The sequence below is a fragment of the Lysinibacillus sp. JK80 genome (assembly GCF_027557635.1).
GTDB lineage: Bacteria > Bacillota > Bacilli > Bacillales_A > Planococcaceae > Lysinibacillus > Lysinibacillus capsici.
Map to the genome: position 1 here is coordinate 4464130 of NZ_CP058997.1, position 20400 is coordinate 4484529.

19 protein-coding genes and 1 other annotated feature are annotated in these 20400 nt (G+C 38.9%); all 19 genes read right to left on the minus strand.

The window, feature by feature from the left end; genetic code table 11:
• Nucleotides 1-70 precede the first annotated feature (70 nt).
• The gene (locus HXV90_RS22485; protein ID WP_112116888.1) at nt 71-1087 is read right to left on the minus strand and encodes a sensor histidine kinase; all 1017 of its coding nucleotides are present in this window, start codon (nt 1085-1087) and stop codon (nt 71-73) included.
• A 15-nt stretch (nt 1088-1102) separates the two neighbouring features.
• A complete protein-coding gene (locus HXV90_RS22490) occupies nt 1103-1783 on the minus strand; it encodes a response regulator transcription factor (RefSeq protein WP_082148187.1) in 681 nt (226 codons plus the stop codon).
• Nucleotides 1784-1941: 158 nt separating this feature from the next.
• Nucleotides 1942-3129, minus strand: a complete 1188-nt coding sequence (gene tuf / locus HXV90_RS22495; RefSeq protein WP_004233614.1) for an elongation factor Tu — start codon at nt 3127-3129, stop codon at nt 1942-1944.
• A gap of 136 nt (nt 3130-3265) precedes the next feature.
• Nucleotides 3266-5344 (minus strand): elongation factor G, encoded by a 2079-nt coding sequence (gene fusA / locus HXV90_RS22500; RefSeq protein ID WP_048395562.1) that lies wholly within the window; start codon nt 5342-5344, stop codon nt 3266-3268.
• Between the two features lie 42 nt (nt 5345-5386).
• Nucleotides 5387-5857, minus strand: a complete 471-nt coding sequence (gene rpsG, locus HXV90_RS22505; RefSeq protein ID WP_004233610.1) for a 30S ribosomal protein S7 — start codon at nt 5855-5857, stop codon at nt 5387-5389.
• Between the two features lie 44 nt (nt 5858-5901).
• Complete coding sequence (gene rpsL, locus HXV90_RS22510; protein ID WP_004233609.1) at nt 5902-6321, minus strand: 30S ribosomal protein S12; 420 nt, start codon at nt 6319-6321, stop codon at nt 5902-5904.
• A 99-nt stretch (nt 6322-6420) separates the two neighbouring features.
• The gene (locus HXV90_RS22515; RefSeq protein WP_004233607.1) at nt 6421-6669 is read right to left on the minus strand and encodes a ribosomal L7Ae/L30e/S12e/Gadd45 family protein; all 249 of its coding nucleotides are present in this window, start codon (nt 6667-6669) and stop codon (nt 6421-6423) included.
• Nucleotides 6670-6807: 138 nt separating this feature from the next.
• Entirely contained in the window at nt 6808-10491 is a 3684-nt protein-coding gene (gene rpoC, locus HXV90_RS22520; protein WP_048395560.1) for a DNA-directed RNA polymerase subunit beta', read from the minus strand.
• Between the two features lie 202 nt (nt 10492-10693).
• Nucleotides 10694-14269, minus strand: a complete 3576-nt coding sequence (gene rpoB, locus HXV90_RS22525) for a DNA-directed RNA polymerase subunit beta (protein WP_175400790.1) — start codon at nt 14267-14269, stop codon at nt 10694-10696.
• Between the two features lie 242 nt (nt 14270-14511).
• On the minus strand, nt 14512-15114 hold the full coding sequence (locus HXV90_RS22530; protein WP_036077767.1) for a class I SAM-dependent methyltransferase: 603 nt from the start codon (nt 15112-15114) through the stop codon (nt 14512-14514).
• A gap of 76 nt (nt 15115-15190) precedes the next feature.
• Nucleotides 15191-15550, minus strand: coding sequence for a 50S ribosomal protein L7/L12 (gene rplL / locus HXV90_RS22535; protein ID WP_004233598.1), 360 nt, complete (start codon nt 15548-15550; stop codon nt 15191-15193).
• Between the two features lie 71 nt (nt 15551-15621).
• On the minus strand, nt 15622-16122 hold the full coding sequence (gene rplJ, locus HXV90_RS22540; RefSeq protein ID WP_004233596.1) for a 50S ribosomal protein L10: 501 nt from the start codon (nt 16120-16122) through the stop codon (nt 15622-15624).
• A 32-nt stretch (nt 16123-16154) separates the two neighbouring features.
• Nucleotides 16155-16300 (minus strand) — a sequence feature (ribosomal protein L10 leader region).
• A 53-nt stretch (nt 16301-16353) separates the two neighbouring features.
• Nucleotides 16354-17052 (minus strand): 50S ribosomal protein L1, encoded by a 699-nt coding sequence (rplA, locus tag HXV90_RS22545; RefSeq protein WP_004233594.1) that lies wholly within the window; start codon nt 17050-17052, stop codon nt 16354-16356.
• Between the two features lie 116 nt (nt 17053-17168).
• A complete protein-coding gene (gene rplK / locus HXV90_RS22550) occupies nt 17169-17594 on the minus strand; it encodes a 50S ribosomal protein L11 (protein WP_004233593.1) in 426 nt (141 codons plus the stop codon).
• Between the two features lie 229 nt (nt 17595-17823).
• A complete protein-coding gene (gene nusG, locus HXV90_RS22555) occupies nt 17824-18357 on the minus strand; it encodes a transcription termination/antitermination protein NusG (protein ID WP_004233590.1) in 534 nt (177 codons plus the stop codon).
• Nucleotides 18358-18711: 354 nt separating this feature from the next.
• Nucleotides 18712-18897, minus strand: coding sequence for a preprotein translocase subunit SecE (secE, locus tag HXV90_RS22560; RefSeq protein WP_004233589.1), 186 nt, complete (start codon nt 18895-18897; stop codon nt 18712-18714).
• 48 nt (nt 18898-18945) lie between these two features.
• The gene (gene rpmG / locus HXV90_RS22565; protein WP_004233588.1) at nt 18946-19092 is read right to left on the minus strand and encodes a 50S ribosomal protein L33; all 147 of its coding nucleotides are present in this window, start codon (nt 19090-19092) and stop codon (nt 18946-18948) included.
• Between the two features lie 77 nt (nt 19093-19169).
• Nucleotides 19170-19817: an RNA polymerase sporulation sigma factor SigH gene (gene sigH, locus HXV90_RS22570; RefSeq protein WP_004233587.1), complete on the minus strand. Its 648-nt coding sequence runs from the start codon at nt 19815-19817 to the stop codon at nt 19170-19172.
• A gap of 68 nt (nt 19818-19885) precedes the next feature.
• The gene (locus tag HXV90_RS22575) at nt 19886-20398 is read right to left on the minus strand and encodes an NYN domain-containing protein (protein ID WP_054548958.1); all 513 of its coding nucleotides are present in this window, start codon (nt 20396-20398) and stop codon (nt 19886-19888) included.
• Nucleotides 20399-20400: the final 2 nt, after the last annotated feature.

A 20400-nucleotide genomic window follows, 5' to 3' on the forward strand; every position in this document is an offset into this window, starting at 1 on the left:
AGTGTACCCTGTCAAACCTAATCATTCGTGCGTTTTACATGACAATATAAAAAGGTAGGTGACATTTTCGTCATCTACCTGTTAGTTTCGCATATTCATTTTGTAAGGGGAAACGTAGTGTAAATAGCGAGCCTTCACCAACTTTAGATTGAACATTAATACGAATACCAATTTTATGGGCTACATTAGATGCTAAATAGAGACCCATACCTGTAGATTGAGAGGATTCCCTTCCCGCTGTTCCTGTATAAGATTTTTGAAAAATCCGAGGTAAATCGTCTAAAGGTATACCCCTACCTATATCTTTAATATGTAGTAATGTTGCACCTGTAGAATCATGTTCTGTAAAGATTGTTATCTCAGAATTTACTGGGCTATACTTGATGGCATTCGAAAGAATTTGTCGAATAATAAAAGCAAGCCACTTGCCATCTGTCATAACCATCTCTGTCAGTTCACCAATTTCAAAGCCAATGCCTTTTTCAAGACACCAAGCTTGCATAGCTCGGATTTCTTTATAAATAATGGGCTTCAGTTCAATCTCAGTTAAATAATTATCTTTTTCAATAGCGTATAATCTTGTTTGATGCAGTTGTTGATCAACCAAAAGATGTAATCTTAGCCATTCATTCTCTAATTTTCGACGTAGCTGTAAATCCTCAATATGTTCAAACATTAAATTAATGGCAGTTAAAGGTGCTTTTACTTCATGGACCCAAGCTAATAGTTCATCAGAATGTTCCTGTATCTGCACTTTGGCTTGATTTAACTCTAAATTCTTTTCAAAAAAGGCATCCTCCATTTTTCGAAAGTATACTTCTTGAAAAGGAGATAAAGCTAAACTATTTCTATGTGCATCATCAAGGTGGCTATCCATATTTCCCAGGAAATCTTTTAATTTCCCAACTTCGATGACATAGCGACACCAAAAAAAGAGTATAAAACATACAAGTAAACTAACGTTTACATACCAAATAGAAACCCCATTTAAACCAACATCTAAAGAAAACAGCACATTTAGAATTATCAGAGTAAAAATAAAAAATCCTATCCAAGCAAAGCGTTCTCTAACAAATAATAATAACAACTTCCCTCACATCCCTCAGCTTACTGCCATATAACCAAGTCCCTTTTTTGTTAGTATTACCTCATGTAAACCAATATCCTCTAGCTTTGCACGTAACCGATTAACGTTTACAGACAAAGTATTATCGTTTACGAAACGTTCGTCATCCCATAGTTTTCTCATTAGCTCGTCTCTTGAAACGATATGATTAGCCTGCTCCACTAATATTCTTAAAATAAAAAGTTCATTTTTTGTTAAAGAAGCAATGGCACCATTATACATAATTTCACTTCTCGCATAATCAATTATGGCATCGTTAAAACGTGTAACATCCATTTTTTCTTCAACGTAATCATAGGTTCTACGTAAAATAGCCTGTGCTTTTGCGAGTAAAACTTCCATATGAAAAGGCTTTTGAATAAAATCATCAGCCCCCATTTGCATAGCCATCACCATATCCATCGGGTGATCTCGGGAAGAAAGAAAAAGGATTGGCACTTTGGATAAATGACGAATTTCACGACACCAATGAAAGCCGTCATAGGCAGGCAATTGAATATCAATTAGTACGAGATGGGGCTTCTCCTCTATAAAGTCATCCATCACCTTCTGAAAATTTTTAGGTCCCACCACGTTTAGTGACCACTGCTCAAAACGTTCTTGAATCATGCTAAAAATAGAAGGATCATCTTCAATCAGCAAAATTTTCATGTCCATACTCAGTTCCCCTTTCCCTTTAATTATTTACGCTAGAGGACATGCTTGTGGTTATGTACACATACACTAATTAAAACTCTAATTTTTCTTTATTTTAACACAAAAAACCAATCTGTAGGCGTCCCTACAGATTGGTTTGGAATTAGCAAGAGCTAAAATTATTTTTGGATAGAAGCAACTACGCCAGCGCCTACAGTACGGCCACCCTCACGGATAGAGAATTTAGTACCTTCTTCAAGAGCGATTGGAGCGATAAGTTCAACTGTCATTTCGATGTTATCACCAGGCATTACCATTTCAACGCCTTCTGGTAAGTTACAGATACCTGTTACGTCAGTTGTACGGAAGTAGAACTGAGGACGGTAGTTAGAGAAGAATGGAGTATGACGGCCACCCTCTTCTTTTGATAAAACGTAAACTTCAGCTTTGAAGTTAGTGTGTGGAGTAATTGAACCTGGTTTAGCTAATACTTGACCACGTTGGATTTCTTCACGAGCAACACCACGTAGTAAAGCACCGATGTTGTCACCAGCTTCAGCATAGTCTAATAATTTACGGAACATTTCTACACCAGTTACAGTAGTAGATTTAGCTTCTTCAGCGATACCGATGATTTCAACTACGTCACCAACTTTAACTTGACCACGTTCAACACGGCCAGTTGCAACTGTACCACGACCAGTAATAGAGAATACGTCCTCTACTGGCATCATGAATGGTTTGTCAGTTTGACGTTCTGGAGTTGGGATGTAAGAATCTACAGCGTCCATTAATTCAACGATTTTTTCTTCCCATTCTGGTTCACCTTCAAGAGCTTTAAGAGCAGAACCTTTGATTACAGGAATATCGTCACCTGGGAAGTCATATTCAGATAGTAGGTCACGGATTTCCATTTCTACTAATTCTAATAATTCTTCGTCGTCAACCATATCACATTTGTTCATGAATACTACTAAGTATGGAACACCTACTTGACGAGATAAAAGGATGTGTTCACGAGTTTGTGGCATTGGGCCGTCAGCAGCAGATACTACTAAGATACCGCCGTCCATTTGAGCAGCACCAGTGATCATGTTTTTAACATAGTCAGCGTGTCCTGGGCAGTCAACGTGTGCATAGTGACGAGTTTCAGTTTCGTATTCTACGTGAGAAGTATTGATTGTGATACCACGTTCTTTTTCTTCTGGAGCGTTATCGATATCAGCGTAAGATTTAGCTGTACCACCCATTTTTTTAGAAAGAACTGTAGCGATTGCAGCAGTTAAAGTAGTTTTACCATGGTCAACGTGTCCGATTGTACCAATGTTAGCATGCGTTTTAGAACGGTCAAATTTTTCTTTAGCCATTAGAGATTGCCTCCTCAAAATTGTATGTTTTAGATTTAAAATTTATAGAATGAATGCTGATAGAGAACGGGCCCATCCCCTATCCTGCAATCATAGCTTACAAATTAGTTATACTTTATGCAAGATGAAATTTCAATTATTCACCTTTATTTTTTTTGATGATATCTTCAGAGATTGATTTTGGTACTTCTTCATAATGATCGAATACCATTGAGAATACACCACGACCTTGCGTTGCAGAACGTAAAGTTGTTGCATATCCAAACATTTCTGAAAGTGGAACCATCGCACGAACAACTTGAGCGTTACCGCGAGCTTCCATACCTTCTACGCGACCACGGCGAGAAGTGATGTTACCCATGATATCACCAAGATATTCTTCAGGAATTACAACTTCAACTTTCATCATAGGCTCTAAAAGAACTGGACTACATTTTGATGCAGCAGCTTTAAGTGCCATAGATGCAGCGATTTTAAATGCCATTTCGTTTGAGTCAACATCATGGTATGAACCATCGAATAATTTCGCTTTGATGTCGATTAATGGGTAACCAGCGATTACACCGCGGTCAAGCGAGTCACGAAGACCTGCTTCTACAGCTGGAATATATTCACGTGGTACTACACCACCAACGATAGCATTTTCGAATTCAAAGCCTTTACCCTCTTCATTTGGAGAGAACTCGATCCATACGTCACCGTATTGACCACGACCACCTGATTGACGAGTGAATTTACCTTGAACTTGAGCAGAGCCACGGAATGTTTCACGGTAAGATACCATTGGAGCACCTACGTTAGCTTCTACTTTAAATTCACGGCGCATACGATCAACTAAGATATCAAGGTGAAGCTCACCCATACCTGAGATAATTGTTTGACCAGTTTCTTGGTCTGTATGTGCACGGAATGTTGGATCTTCTTCTTGTAGTTTTTGTAAAGCTTGACCCATTTTATCTTGGTCAGCTTTTGATTTTGGTTCTACAGAAAGAGAGATAACTGGTTCTGGGAACTCCATAGACTCAAGGATAACAAGGTTTTTCTCTTCACAAAGAGTGTCACCAGTTGTTGTATCTTTAAGACCTACAGCAGCTGCGATATCACCAGCAAATACTTTTGAAATCTCTTCACGGCTGTTAGCGTGCATTTGTAGGATACGACCTACACGTTCACGTTTACCTTTTGAAGAGTTTTGTACGTATGAACCTGATTCAAGAACACCAGAGTACACACGGAAGAACGTTAATTTACCTACGAATGGGTCAGTCATAACTTTAAATGCTAAAGCTGAGAATGGCGCTTCGTCTGATGATGGACGTTCAGTTTCATCACCATCTGGAGTTGTACCTTTAATAGCTGGTACATCAACTGGTGATGGTAAGTAATCGATAACTGCGTCAAGCATTTTACGAACACCTTTGTGTTTGAATGCTGTACCACAGATTACTGGGTAGAATTCTACAGCGATTGTCGCTTTACGGATAGCCGCTTTAAGCTCTTCTTTTGTAATTTCTTCACCAGCAAAGTATTTTTCCATGATTTCTTCGTTAACTTCAGCGATTGCTTCGATTAACTTCTCACGGTATTCTTCAGCTTGCGCTTGGAATTCTTCAGGAATTGGTTGACCTTCACGTAATGCTGTACCTTCTTCGTTATCGTAGTAAGTTACATCCATTTCAACTAGGTCAATAATTGCTTTGAACTCATCTTCCGCACCAATTGGTAATTGGATTGGATGAGCATTTGCTTGTAAACGCTCGTGTAAAGTACCTACAGAATATAGGAAGTCTGCACCCATTTTATCCATTTTGTTAATGAATACGATACGTGGTACACCGTAAGTTGTAGCTTGACGCCATACAGTTTCTGTTTGAGGTTCAACACCAGATTGAGCATCAAGTACAGTTACTGCGCCGTCAAGTACACGTAAAGAACGTTCTACTTCTACAGTGAAGTCTACGTGTCCAGGAGTATCGATGATGTTTACGCGGTTGCCTTTCCATTGAGCTGTTGTCGCAGCAGAAGTGATTGTGATACCACGTTCTTGCTCTTGCTCCATCCAGTCCATTTGAGAAGCGCCTTCATGAGTTTCACCGATTTTGTGAATCTTACCTGTGTAATAAAGGATACGCTCAGTTGTTGTTGTTTTACCAGCATCAATGTGAGCCATGATCCCAATATTACGAGTATTCTCTAGTGAGAATTCGCGTTTCATTAGGTATTTCTCCTTCCATATTGGGCTTATGCTATGTTTAGATTACCAACGGTAGTGAGCGAATGCTTTGTTCGCTTCTGCCATTTTGTGCATATCTTCACGTTTCTTAACTGATGCACCAGTGTTGTTAGAAGCATCAAGGATTTCGTTAGCTAAACGCTCTTCCATAGTTTTTTCACCACGAAGACGAGAATAGTTAACTAGGTAACGAAGACCTAAAGTTGTACGACGTTCTGGGCGTACTTCAACTGGTACTTGGTAGTTAGAACCACCAACACGGCGAGCACGTACTTCAAGAACTGGCATTACGTTATTTAGAGCAGCTTCGAATACTTCGATTGGATCTTGACCAGAACGTTCTTTAACTAGTTCGAACGCACCGTATAAAATCTTTTGAGAAGTACCTCTTTTACCATCAATCATCATTTTATTGATTAAACGAGTTACTAGTTTTGAATTATAAATTGGATCTGGTAACACGTCACGTTTGGAAACAGGACCTTTACGAGGCATGTGTTTTCCTCCTTTCATTGAGTAAATATATAGTGGGATTTAAATTATTTTTTTTCTTTAGGGCGTTTTGTACCGTATAAAGAACGTGATTGCATACGACCGTTTACACCAGCAGTATCAAGAGCACCACGAACGATATGGTAACGAACACCCGGTAAGTCTTTTACACGACCGCCACGGATAAGAACAACACTGTGCTCTTGTAAGTTGTGGCCTTCACCAGGAATGTACGCTGTAACCTCGATTTGGTTAGTTAAACGTACACGAGCGTATTTACGTAACGCTGAGTTTGGTTTTTTAGGCGTCATTGTACCTACACGAGTACAAACACCACGTTTTTGTGGAGATTTAACATCAGTTAAAGATTTTTTAAATGAGTTATATCCTTTGTTTAACGCTGGTGAATTTGATTTCGTGATTTTAGATTTACGAGGCTTACGTACCAATTGGTTAATTGTAGGCATCGATTTTTCCTCCCTTCATTCCTTCTTTTTTTAATACCACACATCCAGGTGGTTCATTTTTTGGGTAAAAACAAAGTCTTTGTGCATTTTACACAAAAACTACTCTACAGTAATCGCAACTACCGCAGCTCCAACATGGATTCCACAGGCTTTGCCCAGTTCCTTTTTGGACTCAACAAGAATAACTGGTATACCGATTTCTCTCGCGAAAGATATGGCCGAATCGGTTACCCAATTGTCTGCATCAAGTGCCACAAAAAGTTCTTTCACTGAACCAGCTCGCATTGCTTTTACTGCTTGCTTTGTACCTATGATTGTTTGACTAGCCCTTACTTTATCATAAGACATTTACATATCCTCCGAAGTACAGACAGTTAACTATCAACCTTCAATATATTATCATTACTCATTTACACTGTCAACTAATATCTTGAAAAAGTCCGAAGAGATGATGAAAATATGCATCTCTTCGGCCTAATTTAATGTTTATTCAGCAGAAACGACTTCTGTGTCAAGCTCATCTTTTTCGATGCGGATTTGACGATAACGTTGCATACCAGTACCTGCAGGAACAAGTTTACCGATAATTACGTTCTCTTTTAATCCAAGAAGTTCGTCACGTTTACCCTTAATTGCTGCATCTGTTAACACACGTGTTGTTTCTTGGAACGATGCTGCAGATAAGAATGATTCTGTTTCAAGAGAAGCTTTTGTAATACCAAGGATAACAGGGCGACAAGTTGCAGGGTTTTTGCCATTCATAACAGCGTCTACGTTTGCCTCTGAGAATTGGTGGATATCTAGTAATGAGCCAGGTAGTAATTCTGTATCTCCAGCTTCAATTACACGCACTTTACGAAGCATTTGGCGAACCATTACCTCAATGTGTTTATCCCCAATTTCTACCCCTTGCATACGGTATACTTTTTGAACTTCTTTTAATAAATATTCTTGAACAGTTGAAACGTCTTTGACTTTTAGCAATTGTTTTGGATCGATAGAACCTTCTGTTAAAACTTGACCACGTTCTACATTATCACCTTCGATAACTTTCAAACGTGCGTTATAAGGTGCTTGATACTTACGAGTTTCTACGTCACCTTGAATTGTAATTTCTTTTAAGCCTTCACGAATTTCTGTGATATCTGAAACCGTACCAGCAATTTCTGAAATAACAGATTGACCTTTTGGATTACGTGCTTCAAAGATCTCTTGGATACGTGGAAGACCTTGTGTAATATCATCTCCGGCAACCCCACCTGTATGGAATGTACGCATTGTTAACTGTGTACCTGGTTCACCGATTGATTGAGCCGCAATAATACCAACTGCTTCCCCAACTTCAACCTTCTCACCTGTCGCTAAGTTCATGCCGTAACATTTTTTACAAACGCCGTGTTTTGTATTACATGTAAATGCTGAACGGATTGTCACTTCTTCAATACCAGCCTCAATAATTGCACGAGCGATATCTTGGTCGATTAAACCGTCTTTTGCAAGAATTACTTCACCAGTTTCAGGGTGGAAGATTGTTTTCTTCGTATGACGACCAACAATACGTTCATCTAGAGCTTCAATTAACTCTGTGCCTTCCATTAGTGCACCAATCGTTAAGCCACGGTCAGTACCACAGTCATCTTCACGAACGATAACATCTTGTGCAACGTCAACAAGACGACGCGTTAAGTAACCTGAATCGGCAGTTTTTAGGGCTGTATCGGCAAGACCTTTACGAGCACCGTGAGTTGAGATGAAGTACTCTAATACTGTTAAACCTTCACGGAATGAAGATTTGATTGGAAGTTCGATAATACGACCAGCCGGGTTGGCCATCAGACCACGCATACCAGCTAGCTGAGTAAAGTTAGATGCATTACCACGGGCACCTGAATCAGACATCATGAAAATTGGGTTTGTTTTCTCAAGTGACTTCATCAGCTTCGCTTGAATTTCATCTTTTGCAGCACTCCAGCTTGAAATAACGCGATCATAACGCTCATCCTCAGTAATGAAACCACGACGGAATTGCGCTTGAACTTTATCTACTTTCTCTTGAGCTTCTGCTAAAATTTCACCTTTATCAGGTAATACCACGATATCAGATACACCTACAGTAATACCTGCACGTGTTGAATATTTGAAACCTAGGTTTTTCATACGGTCAAGCATTTTAGATGTTTCCGTAATGTGGAAACGTTTAAATACTTCAGCAATGATATTTCCTAAGAATTTCTTACGGAATGGGTTTACAACAGGTACTGATGCAAAGTATTTACGCAATACAGCTGTACGTTGTGCATCAATTTTCCCTTTTTCATCTAAATTATTATAAGCACTATCTGATTCAAGCTCTTTAAGTGTTTCTTCATCAATTGTTAACTTAGCAAAGTATTTTTCTGGTGTTACTTGCTCTAAGTTGAAATCAGTTGGCTCATTAATATAAGGGAATGATTCCGGTAAGATTTCATTAAAGATTACTTTACCGACAGTTGTTAATAAGAACATATTATTTTGTTCTTCAGTGAATGTCGGATTATTTAATGAACTTGCTTTAATTGCGATACGTGTATGCAAGTGTACATGACCTGTATCATAGGCAATTAAAACTTCATTTGGACCATAGAAAACAGTACCTTCACCACGTGCGCCTTCACGTTCAAGTGTTAAGTAGTAGTTTCCTAATACCATATCTTGAGAAGGTGTTACAACAGGTTTACCGTCTTTTGGATTCAGGATGTTTTGTGCAGCAAGCATTAGAAGACGAGCTTCAGCTTGAGCTTCAGCTGATAATGGTACGTGAACCGCCATTTGGTCACCATCGAAGTCAGCATTATAGGCTGTACATACTAATGGGTGAAGACGAATAGCACGACCTTCAACTAGTGTTGGTTCAAATGCTTGAATTCCAAGACGGTGAAGCGTTGGTGCACGGTTTAGTAATACTGGATGCTCACGGATAACATCTTCTAAAACGTCCCATACGTCGTTATTTAAACGTTCGATTTTACGTTTAGCAGATTTAATGTTATGAGCAAGACCACGCTCTACTAATTCTTTCATAACGAATGGCTTGAATAATTCGATAGCCATTTCTTTTGGTAAGCCACATTGGTACATTTTTAAGTTTGGACCTACTACGATAACCGAACGACCAGAGTAGTCAACACGTTTACCAAGTAGATTTTGACGGAAACGACCTTGTTTACCTTTCAACATATGTGAAAGTGATTTTAACGGGCGGTTACCAGGACCTGTTACAGGACGTCCACGACGACCATTATCGATTAATGCATCAACAGCTTCTTGTAACATACGTTTTTCATTTTGTACGATGATGCTCGGAGCACCTAAATCTAATAAACGTTTTAAACGGTTATTACGATTAATTACACGACGGTACAAATCGTTTAAATCTGAAGTCGCGAAACGACCACCATCTAATTGCACCATTGGACGAAGCTCTGGTGGAATAACAGGTAGTACATCTAGAATCATCCATTCAGGTGAGTTTCCTGAGTTACGGAAAGATTCAACAACTTCTAGACGTTTAATGGCACGAGTACGTCTTTGACCTTGAGCAGATTTTAACTCCTCTTTTAAAGATTGTGTTTCATCTTCTAGGTCGATTTTACCTAATAATTTTTTGATTGCTTCTGCACCCATTGATGCTTCGAATGTATTACCGAATTTTTCACGGTATGCACGATACTCTTTTTCAGATAGTAATTGTTTACTTTCTAAATTAGTAGCACCTGCATCGATCACAACGTATGAAGCAAAATAGATAACTTCTTCAAGAGCACGAGGTGACATATCTAAAATTAGACCCATACGGCTAGGAATACCTTTGAAGTACCAGATATGAGAAACTGGTGCTGCTAATTCGATATGTCCCATACGTTCACGACGAACTTTAGCACGTGTTACTTCAACGCCACAACGATCACAAACTACGCCTTTATAGCGTACACGTTTATATTTCCCACAGTGACACTCCCAGTCCTTAGTTGGACCAAAAATACGCTCACAGAATAAACCATCTTTTTCTGGTTTTAGTGTACGGTAGTTAATTGTTTCAGGTTTTTTAACCTCTCCATATGACCAAGAACGAATCTTGTCAGGTGATGCTAAACCAATTTTCATATATTCAAATTCATTAACGTCTATCAAGGAGCCTACCTCCCTCTAGTATAGGTCTTTATAAAGACTCTTTTACGCAGCTCGATAATCGTTTGCAAAGATTGCCTCTTTGGCAAAGGATTAGAAATAGAATGATTTATTAAAAGAAAAAGCCAGGCAGGGCGTTAAATCCTGCCCGGCTAATTTGAAAAATAAGTTTGACCATATTCACATTTGTGAATTTGGTTTTCCATTATTCAAAAGACTCTACTGGCTCTTCTTCTGTATCTGGCTGTGGTGCAATGTTAAGTGCATCAGCTGGCTGAAGATCGTCTTCTTCGTCTAAATCGCGAAGCTCTACTTCTTCATCATTAACTGTTAACATCTTAACATCCATACCAAGAGATTGAAGTTCTTTAATCAATACTTTGAATGACTCAGGAACACCTGGCTCTGGTACACTTTCACCTTTAACGATGGCTTCATATGTTTTCACACGACCAACAACGTCATCAGATTTAACCGTTAAGATTTCTTGAAGTGTATACGCAGCACCATAAGCTTCAAGTGCCCATACCTCCATTTCACCAAAACGTTGTCCACCAAATTGCGCTTTACCACCAAGTGGTTGTTGCGTAACAAGTGAGTAAGGACCAGTTGAACGTGCATGAAGTTTATCATCAACCATGTGAGCAAGTTTGATCATATACATGATACCTACTGATACACGGTTATCGAATGGTTCACCAGAACGTCCATCATACAGGATTGTTTTACCGTCACGGTTCATCCCAGCTTCTTCCATCGTTTCCCAAACGTCTTCTTCATTAGCACCATCAAATACTGGTGTTGCCATGTGAACGCCTAGATAACGAGAAGCCATACCTAAGTGTAACTCTAAAACTTGTCCGATATTCATACGGGAAGGTACACCAAGTGGATTTAACATGATATCAACAGGCGTGCCATCTGGCATGAATGGCATATCTTCTTCTGGTAAGATACGAGAGATAACCCCTTTGTTACCATGACGTCCGGCCATTTTGTCCCCAACACGAATTTTACGTTTTTGAACAATGTAAGCACGAACTAATTGGTTAACACCTGGTGGTAATTCATCGCCATCTTCACGGTTAAATACTTTAACATCAAGAATGATACCGCCAGCACCGTGTGGTACACGTAATGAAGTATCTCGAACCTCACGAGCCTTTTCACCGAAGATTGCATGTAATAAACGCTCTTCAGCAGTTAATTCTGTAACCCCTTTAGGCGTTACTTTCCCAACAAGAATGTCACCGTCACGTACTTCCGCACCAATACGGATAATACCACGTTCGTCTAGGTTACGAAGTGCATCTTCTCCGACGTTTGGAATATCACGAGTGATTTCTTCTGGTCCAAGCTTTGTATCACGAGATTCTGATTCATATTCTTCGATATGAACAGATGTATAAACATCGTCTTTTACAAGGCGCTCACTCATAATAACAGCATCCTCATAGTTAAAGCCGTTCCAAGTCATGAATGCAACCAGTACGTTACGTCCAAGAGCTAGTTCGCCTTTTTCCATTGATGGACCATCTGCTAAAATGTCACGAGGTTTCACACGTTCGCCTACTTTTACAAGTGGACGTTGGTTATATGAAGTACCTTGGTTAGAACGAATGAACTTCTGTAATTTATATTTTGTTAAATCGCCTTTAACCTCTTTGCCGTCTACAACTTCAATGCGGCGTACATGGATAGAGCGAGCTTCAACGTGCTCAACAATACCATCATACTTCGCTACTACAGCTGCACCTGAATCACGCGCATCAACATGTTCCATACCAGTACCAACGAATGGTGCTTCTGGGTTAAGTAGTGGAACTGCTTGACGTTGCATGTTGGCACCCATAAGTGCACGGTTCGAGTCATCGTTTTCTAAGAACGGTATACATGCAGTCGCTGCAGAGACAACTTGTTTAGGAGATACATCCATGTAGTCCATTTGCGCTTTATTGAATACCGTGTTATCACCACGGAAACGACCTACTACTTCATCATTTACAAAAGTACCATCTGGATTTAACGGTGAATTTGCTTGTGCTACATAGTAGTTATCTTCTTCATCAGCTGTTAAATAATCAATTTGCTCCGTTACTCGACCTGTTTCGTGGTCAATACGACGATAAGGTGTTTCAATGAAGCCAAATTTATTAACTTTGGCAAATGAAGATAATGAGTTGATTAACCCAATGTTTGGACCCTCTGGTGTCTCGATCGGACACATACGACCATAGTGAGAGTAGTGAACGTCACGTACTTCGAAGCCAGCACGCTCACGCGTTAAACCACCAGGACCTAATGCAGATAGACGACGTTTATGCGTTAACTCTGCTAATGGGTTTGTTTGGTCCATGAATTGTGATAATTGAGAGCTTCCGAAGAACTCTTTAATGGACGCAATCACTGGACGGATATTGATTAATTGTTGTGGTACGATCGCAGCTGTGTCATTAATTGACATACGCTCACGTACTACACGTTCCATACGAGACAAACCGATACGGAATTGATTTTGTAGTAACTCACCAACAGAACGTAGGCGACGGTTACCTAAATGGTCAATATCATCTGTTGCACCTACTTGGTAAAGTAAGTTAAAGAAATAGCTTACTGAAGATAATACATCAGCAGGTGTAATATTCTTCACTTCTTCATCAATGTACGCATTACCAATGATATTAATTTCTTTTTGAGCTTCATCCTTTGGAGCATAAATCTTAATAGATTGGATGGTTACATCATCTTCAAGCACTCCACCGACTTGTGATAAAGTGCGGTAACCAATACCTTTTGATGAATCTTCTAGGTAAGGTAGAATTTTATCTAAAGTACGACGATCTAGTACTGTACCTTTTTCTACTAAAATTTCGCCTGTTTCTGGATCTACAAGCGTTTCAGCAATCGTTTGGTTGAATAAACGATTTTTAATGTGAAGCTTTTTATTCATTTTGTAGCGACCAACATTCGCTAAATCATAACGTTTAGCATCGAAGAAACGAGAGTATAATAAACTCTTCGCACTTTCTACTGTTGGTGGCTCACCTGGACGTAAACGTTCGTAGATTTCTAAAAGCGCTTTTTCTGTACTTTCAGAGTTATCTTTTTCTAACGTATTACGTAGATACTCGTTATCACCGATAATATCGATAATTTCTTGATCTGAACCGAAACCTAATGCACGTAGTAACACTGTTACTGGTAGCTTACGAGTACGATCAATTCGCACATAAACTACGTCTTTCGCATCAGTTTCATACTCTAACCAAGCACCACGGTTTGGAATAACTGTAGCTCCAAAGCCTTTTTTACCGTTTTTATCAGTTTTATCATGGAAATACACACTTGGTGAACGAACTAATTGTGAAACGATAACACGTTCAGCACCGTTGATAATGAACGTACCTGTTTCTGTCATTAACGGGAAATCACCCATGAAGACATCTTGTTCTTTCACTTCGTCTGTTTCTTTGTTGTAAAGACGTACTTTCACACGTAATGGAGCTGCGTAAGTAACATCTCGCTCTTTACACTCATCAACATCATATTTAGGCTCACCTAATGAATAATCGATGAATTCTAATGAAAGATTACCTGTAAAGTCCTCGATCGGCGAAATGTCACGGAACATTTCACGTAAACCTTCTTCAAGGAACCACTCGTAAGACGCCGTTTGAATCTCAATCAGATTTGGAAGCTCAAGCACCTCTTTAATACGCGCAAAGCTTCTACGCTGGCGGTGTTGTCCGTACTGAACTAGTTGACCTGTCAACTCATTCACCCCTCAATAAAGCGATATTAGGTCTTTGCAAAATCATACAAATAGTGTATGATTTCGAAAGACAAAAAGAAAACGAGTCTTCAAAAAGATCTCATTTTCGGTTAACTAAACTTATCTTGGCAAGTATACCCATATTAAAACAATTCTATACAAAAAGGGCATACGACCTCAAAATAATATTTTTGCATTGTATCATATTATCATAGCCGATTTGTCAAGTCAATAAATTATACATATTTCATTTATTTTTTTGCGCGTACTATCCAGTACCCTTTTTTCTTTTCTACTACATCGACTTCTGAAAACTTTTCTTCTAAGTAACTTACTGTCGATGGCGCTCCTTGTTTCTTCTGAATGACTACCCAGAGTTCACCCGAAGACACTAGCCGATCGTAAGCTCCATCGTAAAAGCGGAAAATCGTTTCCTTCCCCGCACGAATTGGTGGATTCGTTAAGATAGCTGCTGCATCTACATCTTTATCAACCATCGATAGGCCGTCACTCACAAATATTCGCACATTTTGAACACCGTTCACTTGCGCATTTTTTTGCGAAAGCGCAACTGCACGTTCATTAATATCCATCATAAAAACGGTACGGTCTGGATTAGTTTTGGCAATCGATAACCCTATCGGCCCGTATCCACAACCTACATCAAAAATCGCACCATCAATATCAGGCATTTGAAAAGCGTCTATTAAAACACGGGATCCAAAATCTACTTCGCTTTTACTAAATACACCTGCATCCGTTTCGAATGAAAACGTATGCCCTAGTAACTTGAATGTCCAGTGACGTGGTTTACTTTCAGTTTGAGGCTTACTTGTATAATAGTGATCTGACATTTTCACGCCTCCTCAGAATGAAGAAAAAAGCTCGCCAAAATGACGAGCTTTCCTTTTGTTAAAAAGTAACGCGAGATTACTTAACTTCTACAGATGCGCCAACTTCTTCAAGTTTAGCTTTGATTTCTTCAGCTTCATCTTTAGAAACGCCTTCTTTAAGAGCTTTAGGAGCGTTATCTACTACTTCTTTAGCTTCTTTAAGACCTAAACCAGTGATTTCACGAACCACTTTGATTACTTTGATTTTTTCTGCACCAGCAGATGCTAATACTACGTCAAATTCTGTTTTTTCTTCAGCTGCAGCAGCACCACCAGCAACTACTGCTACTGGAGCAGCAGCTGTTACACCGAATTCTTCTTCGATAGCTTTTACTAAATCGTTTAATTCAAGAACTGTCATAGCTTTGATAGCTTCTAAGATTTGCTCTTTATTCATTATAATTTCCTCCTAATTGGATAATGTTTTATTTTTGCGATCAGGCCGCAGAAGTATTAGTGCGTCTTAAATTACGCGCCTTGTTCTTCTTTTTGTTCTGCAACAGCTTTTGTTGCAAGTGCGAAGTTACGCACTGGAGCTTGAAGTACAGATAAAAGCATAGAAAGTAGACCTTCGCGTGATGGAAGTTCTGCAAGTGCTTTAACATCTTCAACAGAAGAAATAGTACCTTCAATAATACCAGCTTTAATTTCTAAAGCTTCGTTTTTCTTAGCGAACTCGTTGATGATTTTAGCAGGCGCTACAACATCTTCATTTGAGAACGCAATTGCGTTAGGACCAACTAATACGTCGTTGATTCCTTCAAGGCCAGCAGCTTCAGCAGCACGACGAGTTAAAGTGTTTTTGTAAACTTTGAACTCAACGCCAGCTTCACGAAGTTGTTTACGAAGCTCTGTTACTTGTGCAACATTAAGACCACGGTAATCCACAACTACTACAGAAGCAGCGCCTTGGAATTTTTCAGTAATCTCTTGAACTTGTACTTGTTTGTTTTCGATTGCTTTGCTCATGATGACACCTCCTATTAGAATGGGTCATTTATACCGACAAAAGAAAAGCCTCCGAGTCAAATAGACACAGAGGCTGAAAGTCATCATCTTTAAATAAGAATCTGAATTCCGATGTCCTCGGTAGGAACATTAAGTGACAAGTCACTCCTACTGTCTACGGTACAAATGGATAATTCACAACAGCAACTATAGTATCACGTATAGCCACTATCGTCAATACATATATATAAATTATTTTACTACTACGTTAGAAGCGTCAATTTTAACCGCTGGACCCATTGTAGTTGTAACATTTACAGATTTCATGTAAGTACCTTTAGCTGCAGCAGGTTTTGCTTTTTGAACTACATCAAAAACAGCTAAGAAGTTTTCTACTAATTTTTCTGCTGAGAAAGAAACTTTACCGATAGGAGCGTGGATAATACCAGCTTTATCAGCACGGTATTCTACTTTACCAGCTTTGATTTCTTCGATAGCTTTTGTTACATCAAAAGTAACTGTACCAGTTTTAGGGTTTGGCATTAAACCTTTAGGCCCTAATACACGACCAAGTTTACCAACTTCACCCATCATGTCAGGAGTTGCTACGATTACATCGAAGTCAAACCAACCTTGTTGGATTTTTTGGATGTATTCTGCATCGCCTACATAGTCAGCACCAGCTGCTTCAGCTTCTTTAAGTTTTTCACCTTTTGCAAATACTAATACGCGTTGAGTTTTACCAGTACCGTTTGGTAGTACTACTGCACCACGGATTTGTTGGTCGTTCTTACGAGTATCAATACCTAAGCGGAAAGCAACTTCTACAGTAGCGTCGAAGTTTACTGTGCTAGTTTTTTGAGCAAGTTCGATTGCTTCTTGTGCAGTGTAAAGTGCGTTACGATCAATTAATTTTGCTGCATCTTGCAGTTTTTTACCTTTTTTAGCCATTATATATTTCCTCCTTGATTGTGGTTATAGCGGATTTTACCTCCCACGAATAAAGGTTGCGTGTTCACAAAGAAACTTCGCAACCTTCCAAAAAACAAAACATCAAGTAAATGGGATTAGTCTTCGATAACAATACCCATGCTTCGTGCAGTACCTTCAACCATTAACATAGCAGCTTCTACTGAAGCAGCGTTAAGGTCTGGCATTTTAGTTTCAGCGATTTCGCGAACTTTATCACGTTTAACCGTTGCCACTTTTTTACGGTTTGGTTCACCAGATCCAGATTGGATACCAGCTGCTACTTTAAGTAGAACTGCTGCAGGTGGAGTTTTTGTAATGAAAGTGAAAGAACGATCCTCGAATACTGAAATTTCAACTGGGATAATAAGACCAGCTTGATCAGCAGTACGCGCATTAAATTCTTTACAGAATCCCATGATGTTCACACCCGCTTGACCTAATGCAGGACCAACCGGTGGAGCTGGGTTAGCTTTACCAGCAGGGATTTGAAGTTTAACAACTTTAATAACTTTTTTAGCCACGAGACACACCTCCTTAAGTCCGTGATGTGGTAATTGGGTTGCCCCTCCCACTCAATATCTGTCTGTCAGCTAAGTGCCGATAACATTAAAATTATCATTACAGACGTCAAACAAAAGTATGACAGTCTGACCTATGAAATGATACCACTTTTAATTTTTTTAAGCAAGTAGTAATTAACAAAATCTGCGAAACATCTACCAATTAGCATGTAATGTTCTATTGTTAGAACTATAATTTTTGAACTTGTTCGAAATCTAGCTCCATAATCGTTTCGCGACCAAACATATCAACCGTCACTTTAATTTTACCTTTTTCTGTGTCAATTTCTTCAACACGTCCTTGGAAATGAGCAAACGGCCCTTCTAATACTTCTACTGCTTCACCAACAGTAATGTCCACTTCTACAACTTTATCAGTCATACCCATTTGTTGTAGTAAACGATCTGCTTCTTCAGGTAATAACGGTGTTGGTTTTGCTCCTCCACCAGATGAACCGATAAAGCCCGTAACACCAGGTGTATTTCGAACTACATACCAAGAATCATCTGTCATGATTAACTCTACTAACACATAACCAGGGAAAACTTTACGCATCATTGTACGTTTTTTTCCATCTTTCATTTCTGTTTCTTCATGCTCAGGAACAATCACACGGAAGATTTTATCTTGCATTCCCATTGTTTCTACACGTTTCTCTAGGTTTGCTTTTACACGGTTTTCATACCCTGAATACGTATGAACAACATACCAATTTTTCTCCATAACTACTAGGACTCCTCGTCCGTCCCTCCCTTACAAATAAAAGTGAAAATGAATCGCGATACGCTCAATGCATTTTTACTCTTTTCACAAACATCTCATTAGAAAAATATAGCTTTCGCTAATTACTTGCGAAAGCTCGATGATATATACCGAAACTAGCATAGTCATCAATCGCTACTATCATACTCTCCTAGTAGTATTTATCATAATGAGGAGATTTTACTGCTTTGCGCTTCACTTCACCCATCCCATCGATCCCATTAGATGGAGTTTTCGGCTGAATGAAGATAAAACAAACGAAAAAACCCGTTATTGCAATGGACGGGCTATTTCAAAAATATGCTATTTACTAAATTATAAATCTAAGTACCAGCGGAATAATGATGAAATACCTAAGTCAACTAACACAAAAAATAAAGCCATAATGACAACAGTTGAAATTACAACGACTGTATATTTCGTCAGTTCTTTACTTTTCGGCCAGCTTGTTTTGCGCATTTCTGACATTACATCGCTGAAAAAGCTTTTGATCTTGCCCATTCTAGCTTAACCTCCGAATCAATCAAATCTGTCTATTTACATATCATTTTATAGCGTTTGTTTATGCATTGTATGTTCATTGCAATGCGAGCAAAATTTCTTTAATTCGAGACGTACAGTTGAACCTTCTTTAGCTGGGAACGTGTAATTTCTCGAACCACATTTCTCACAATTTAGCACGACTTTTTTTGCCATATAATCACCTTTTTCGGCACTTTGTCTTTTTAAGACTAACACCTATATTTGTCAATGTCAATAAAGGCCTAAATGGGCTAAGACATTTCCTCAAGGACTAAATGACGTTCTAATTTACGTTTTACCCGCTGCAATGCATTATCGATAGATTTCACATGACGATTTAATTTGGCGGAAATTTCATGATAAGACTGGCCGTCTAGATATAAGGCTAAAACTTGTAGCTCTAATTCACTTAAAATCTCACTCATCTTTTCTTCTAAATATCCAAACTCTTCTCTATGAATCATCAATTCTTCTGGATCATCCATAATAGCACCCGTTAGTACATCCATAAGCGTTCGGTCTGACTCTTCGTCGAATATAGGCTTGTCCAAAGAGATATAGGAATTTAGAGGTATATGCTTTTGCCTAGTTGCTGTTTTAATAGCTGTGATAATCTGTCTTGTAATACATAACTCTGCAAAAGCTCTGAATGATGCAAGCTTATCTCCTTTAAAATCACGAATCGCTTTATATAAGCCTATCATGCCCTCTTGTACAATGTCTTCCTTATCTGCTCCGATTAAAAAATAGGATCTTGCCTTCGCTCTTACTAACAAACGGTATTTTGTAATTAAATAATCCAACGCATCTGTATTACCTTGATGCACCATTTCAATAAGCTCTTCATCATTGAATCGTTCAAAATCTTGTGTCACTTGTACAATGCTATTTTTAAACATGGTATCACCTCAGCCACAACAGATAATTAGAAACAGTATAACGGAATTGGAAAATATGCGTCAATCAATCATTTCAACCCTCGTCGCCATTTTTCAAAGGCGAGCGCAACATCTGGCTTTAATTCTATACGGGAAGGCGGCTTACTTTCTTGCTTCCGCTTCACATCATGAGTAATTTTATGTTGGATAATACTTGTATCAATTTCTAGCTCTCTAGCCGACTTCCTTAAGGCACCATTCCCAAATATAACACTTTGCTCTGCCATATCAGAAGTTGCTACATGAATTTGTACATTTCTAGCCTTTAATTCATGTGTCATTTTTTCAATACGTTCATCTGCTGTTTCATTTTTTCGTGTATAAATGACTTCTACATCATTTTCTATATAAGATTGCTCTACTCCTGGTACAAGATGGGCGTCAAAAACAATAATTACGCGCCAACCCATTGCTGCTTTATATTCAGCCATGAGTTCTATCAACCTTCTTCGCGCATCCTCAAAATTCGTATCACGCAATGGCCGCAGCTCTTTCCAAGATCCAATCATATTATAGCCATCAACAAGCAAAATGTTTTTCATTG

What these genes read in the sequence shown, in the direction of transcription:
- secE (WP_004233589.1), bottom strand. Translation starts at nt 18,897, where the DNA reads ATGGGCAAGATCAAAAGCTTTTTCAGCGATGTAATGTCAGAAATGCGC.
- tuf (WP_004233614.1), bottom strand. Translation starts at nt 3,129, where the DNA reads ATGGCTAAAGAAAAATTTGACCGTTCTAAAACGCATGCTAACATTGGT.
- rpsL (WP_004233609.1), bottom strand. Translation starts at nt 6,321, where the DNA reads ATGCCTACAATTAACCAATTGGTACGTAAGCCTCGTAAATCTAAAATC.
- HXV90_RS22515 (WP_004233607.1), bottom strand. Translation starts at nt 6,669, where the DNA reads ATGTCTTATGATAAAGTAAGGGCTAGTCAAACAATCATAGGTACAAAG.
- rplJ (WP_004233596.1), bottom strand. Translation starts at nt 16,122, where the DNA reads ATGAGCAAAGCAATCGAAAACAAACAAGTACAAGTTCAAGAGATTACT.
- rpmG (WP_004233588.1), bottom strand. Translation starts at nt 19,092, where the DNA reads ATGGCAAAAAAAGTCGTGCTAAATTGTGAGAAATGTGGTTCGAGAAAT.
- rplA (WP_004233594.1), bottom strand. Translation starts at nt 17,052, where the DNA reads ATGGCTAAAAAAGGTAAAAAACTGCAAGATGCAGCAAAATTAATTGAT.
- rplL (WP_004233598.1), bottom strand. Translation starts at nt 15,550, where the DNA reads ATGAATAAAGAGCAAATCTTAGAAGCTATCAAAGCTATGACAGTTCTT.
- HXV90_RS22490 (WP_082148187.1), bottom strand. Translation starts at nt 1,783, where the DNA reads ATGGACATGAAAATTTTGCTGATTGAAGATGATCCTTCTATTTTTAGC.
- HXV90_RS22530 (WP_036077767.1), bottom strand. Translation starts at nt 15,114, where the DNA reads ATGTCAGATCACTATTATACAAGTAAGCCTCAAACTGAAAGTAAACCA.
- fusA (WP_048395562.1), bottom strand. Translation starts at nt 5,344, where the DNA reads ATGAAACGCGAATTCTCACTAGAGAATACTCGTAATATTGGGATCATG.
- nusG (WP_004233590.1), bottom strand. Translation starts at nt 18,357, where the DNA reads ATGGAGAAAAATTGGTATGTTGTTCATACGTATTCAGGGTATGAAAAC.
- HXV90_RS22575 (WP_054548958.1), bottom strand. Translation starts at nt 20,398, where the DNA reads ATGAAAAACATTTTGCTTGTTGATGGCTATAATATGATTGGATCTTGG.
- sigH (WP_004233587.1), bottom strand. Translation starts at nt 19,817, where the DNA reads ATGTTTAAAAATAGCATTGTACAAGTGACACAAGATTTTGAACGATTC.
- rpsG (WP_004233610.1), bottom strand. Translation starts at nt 5,857, where the DNA reads ATGCCTCGTAAAGGTCCTGTTTCCAAACGTGACGTGTTACCAGATCCA.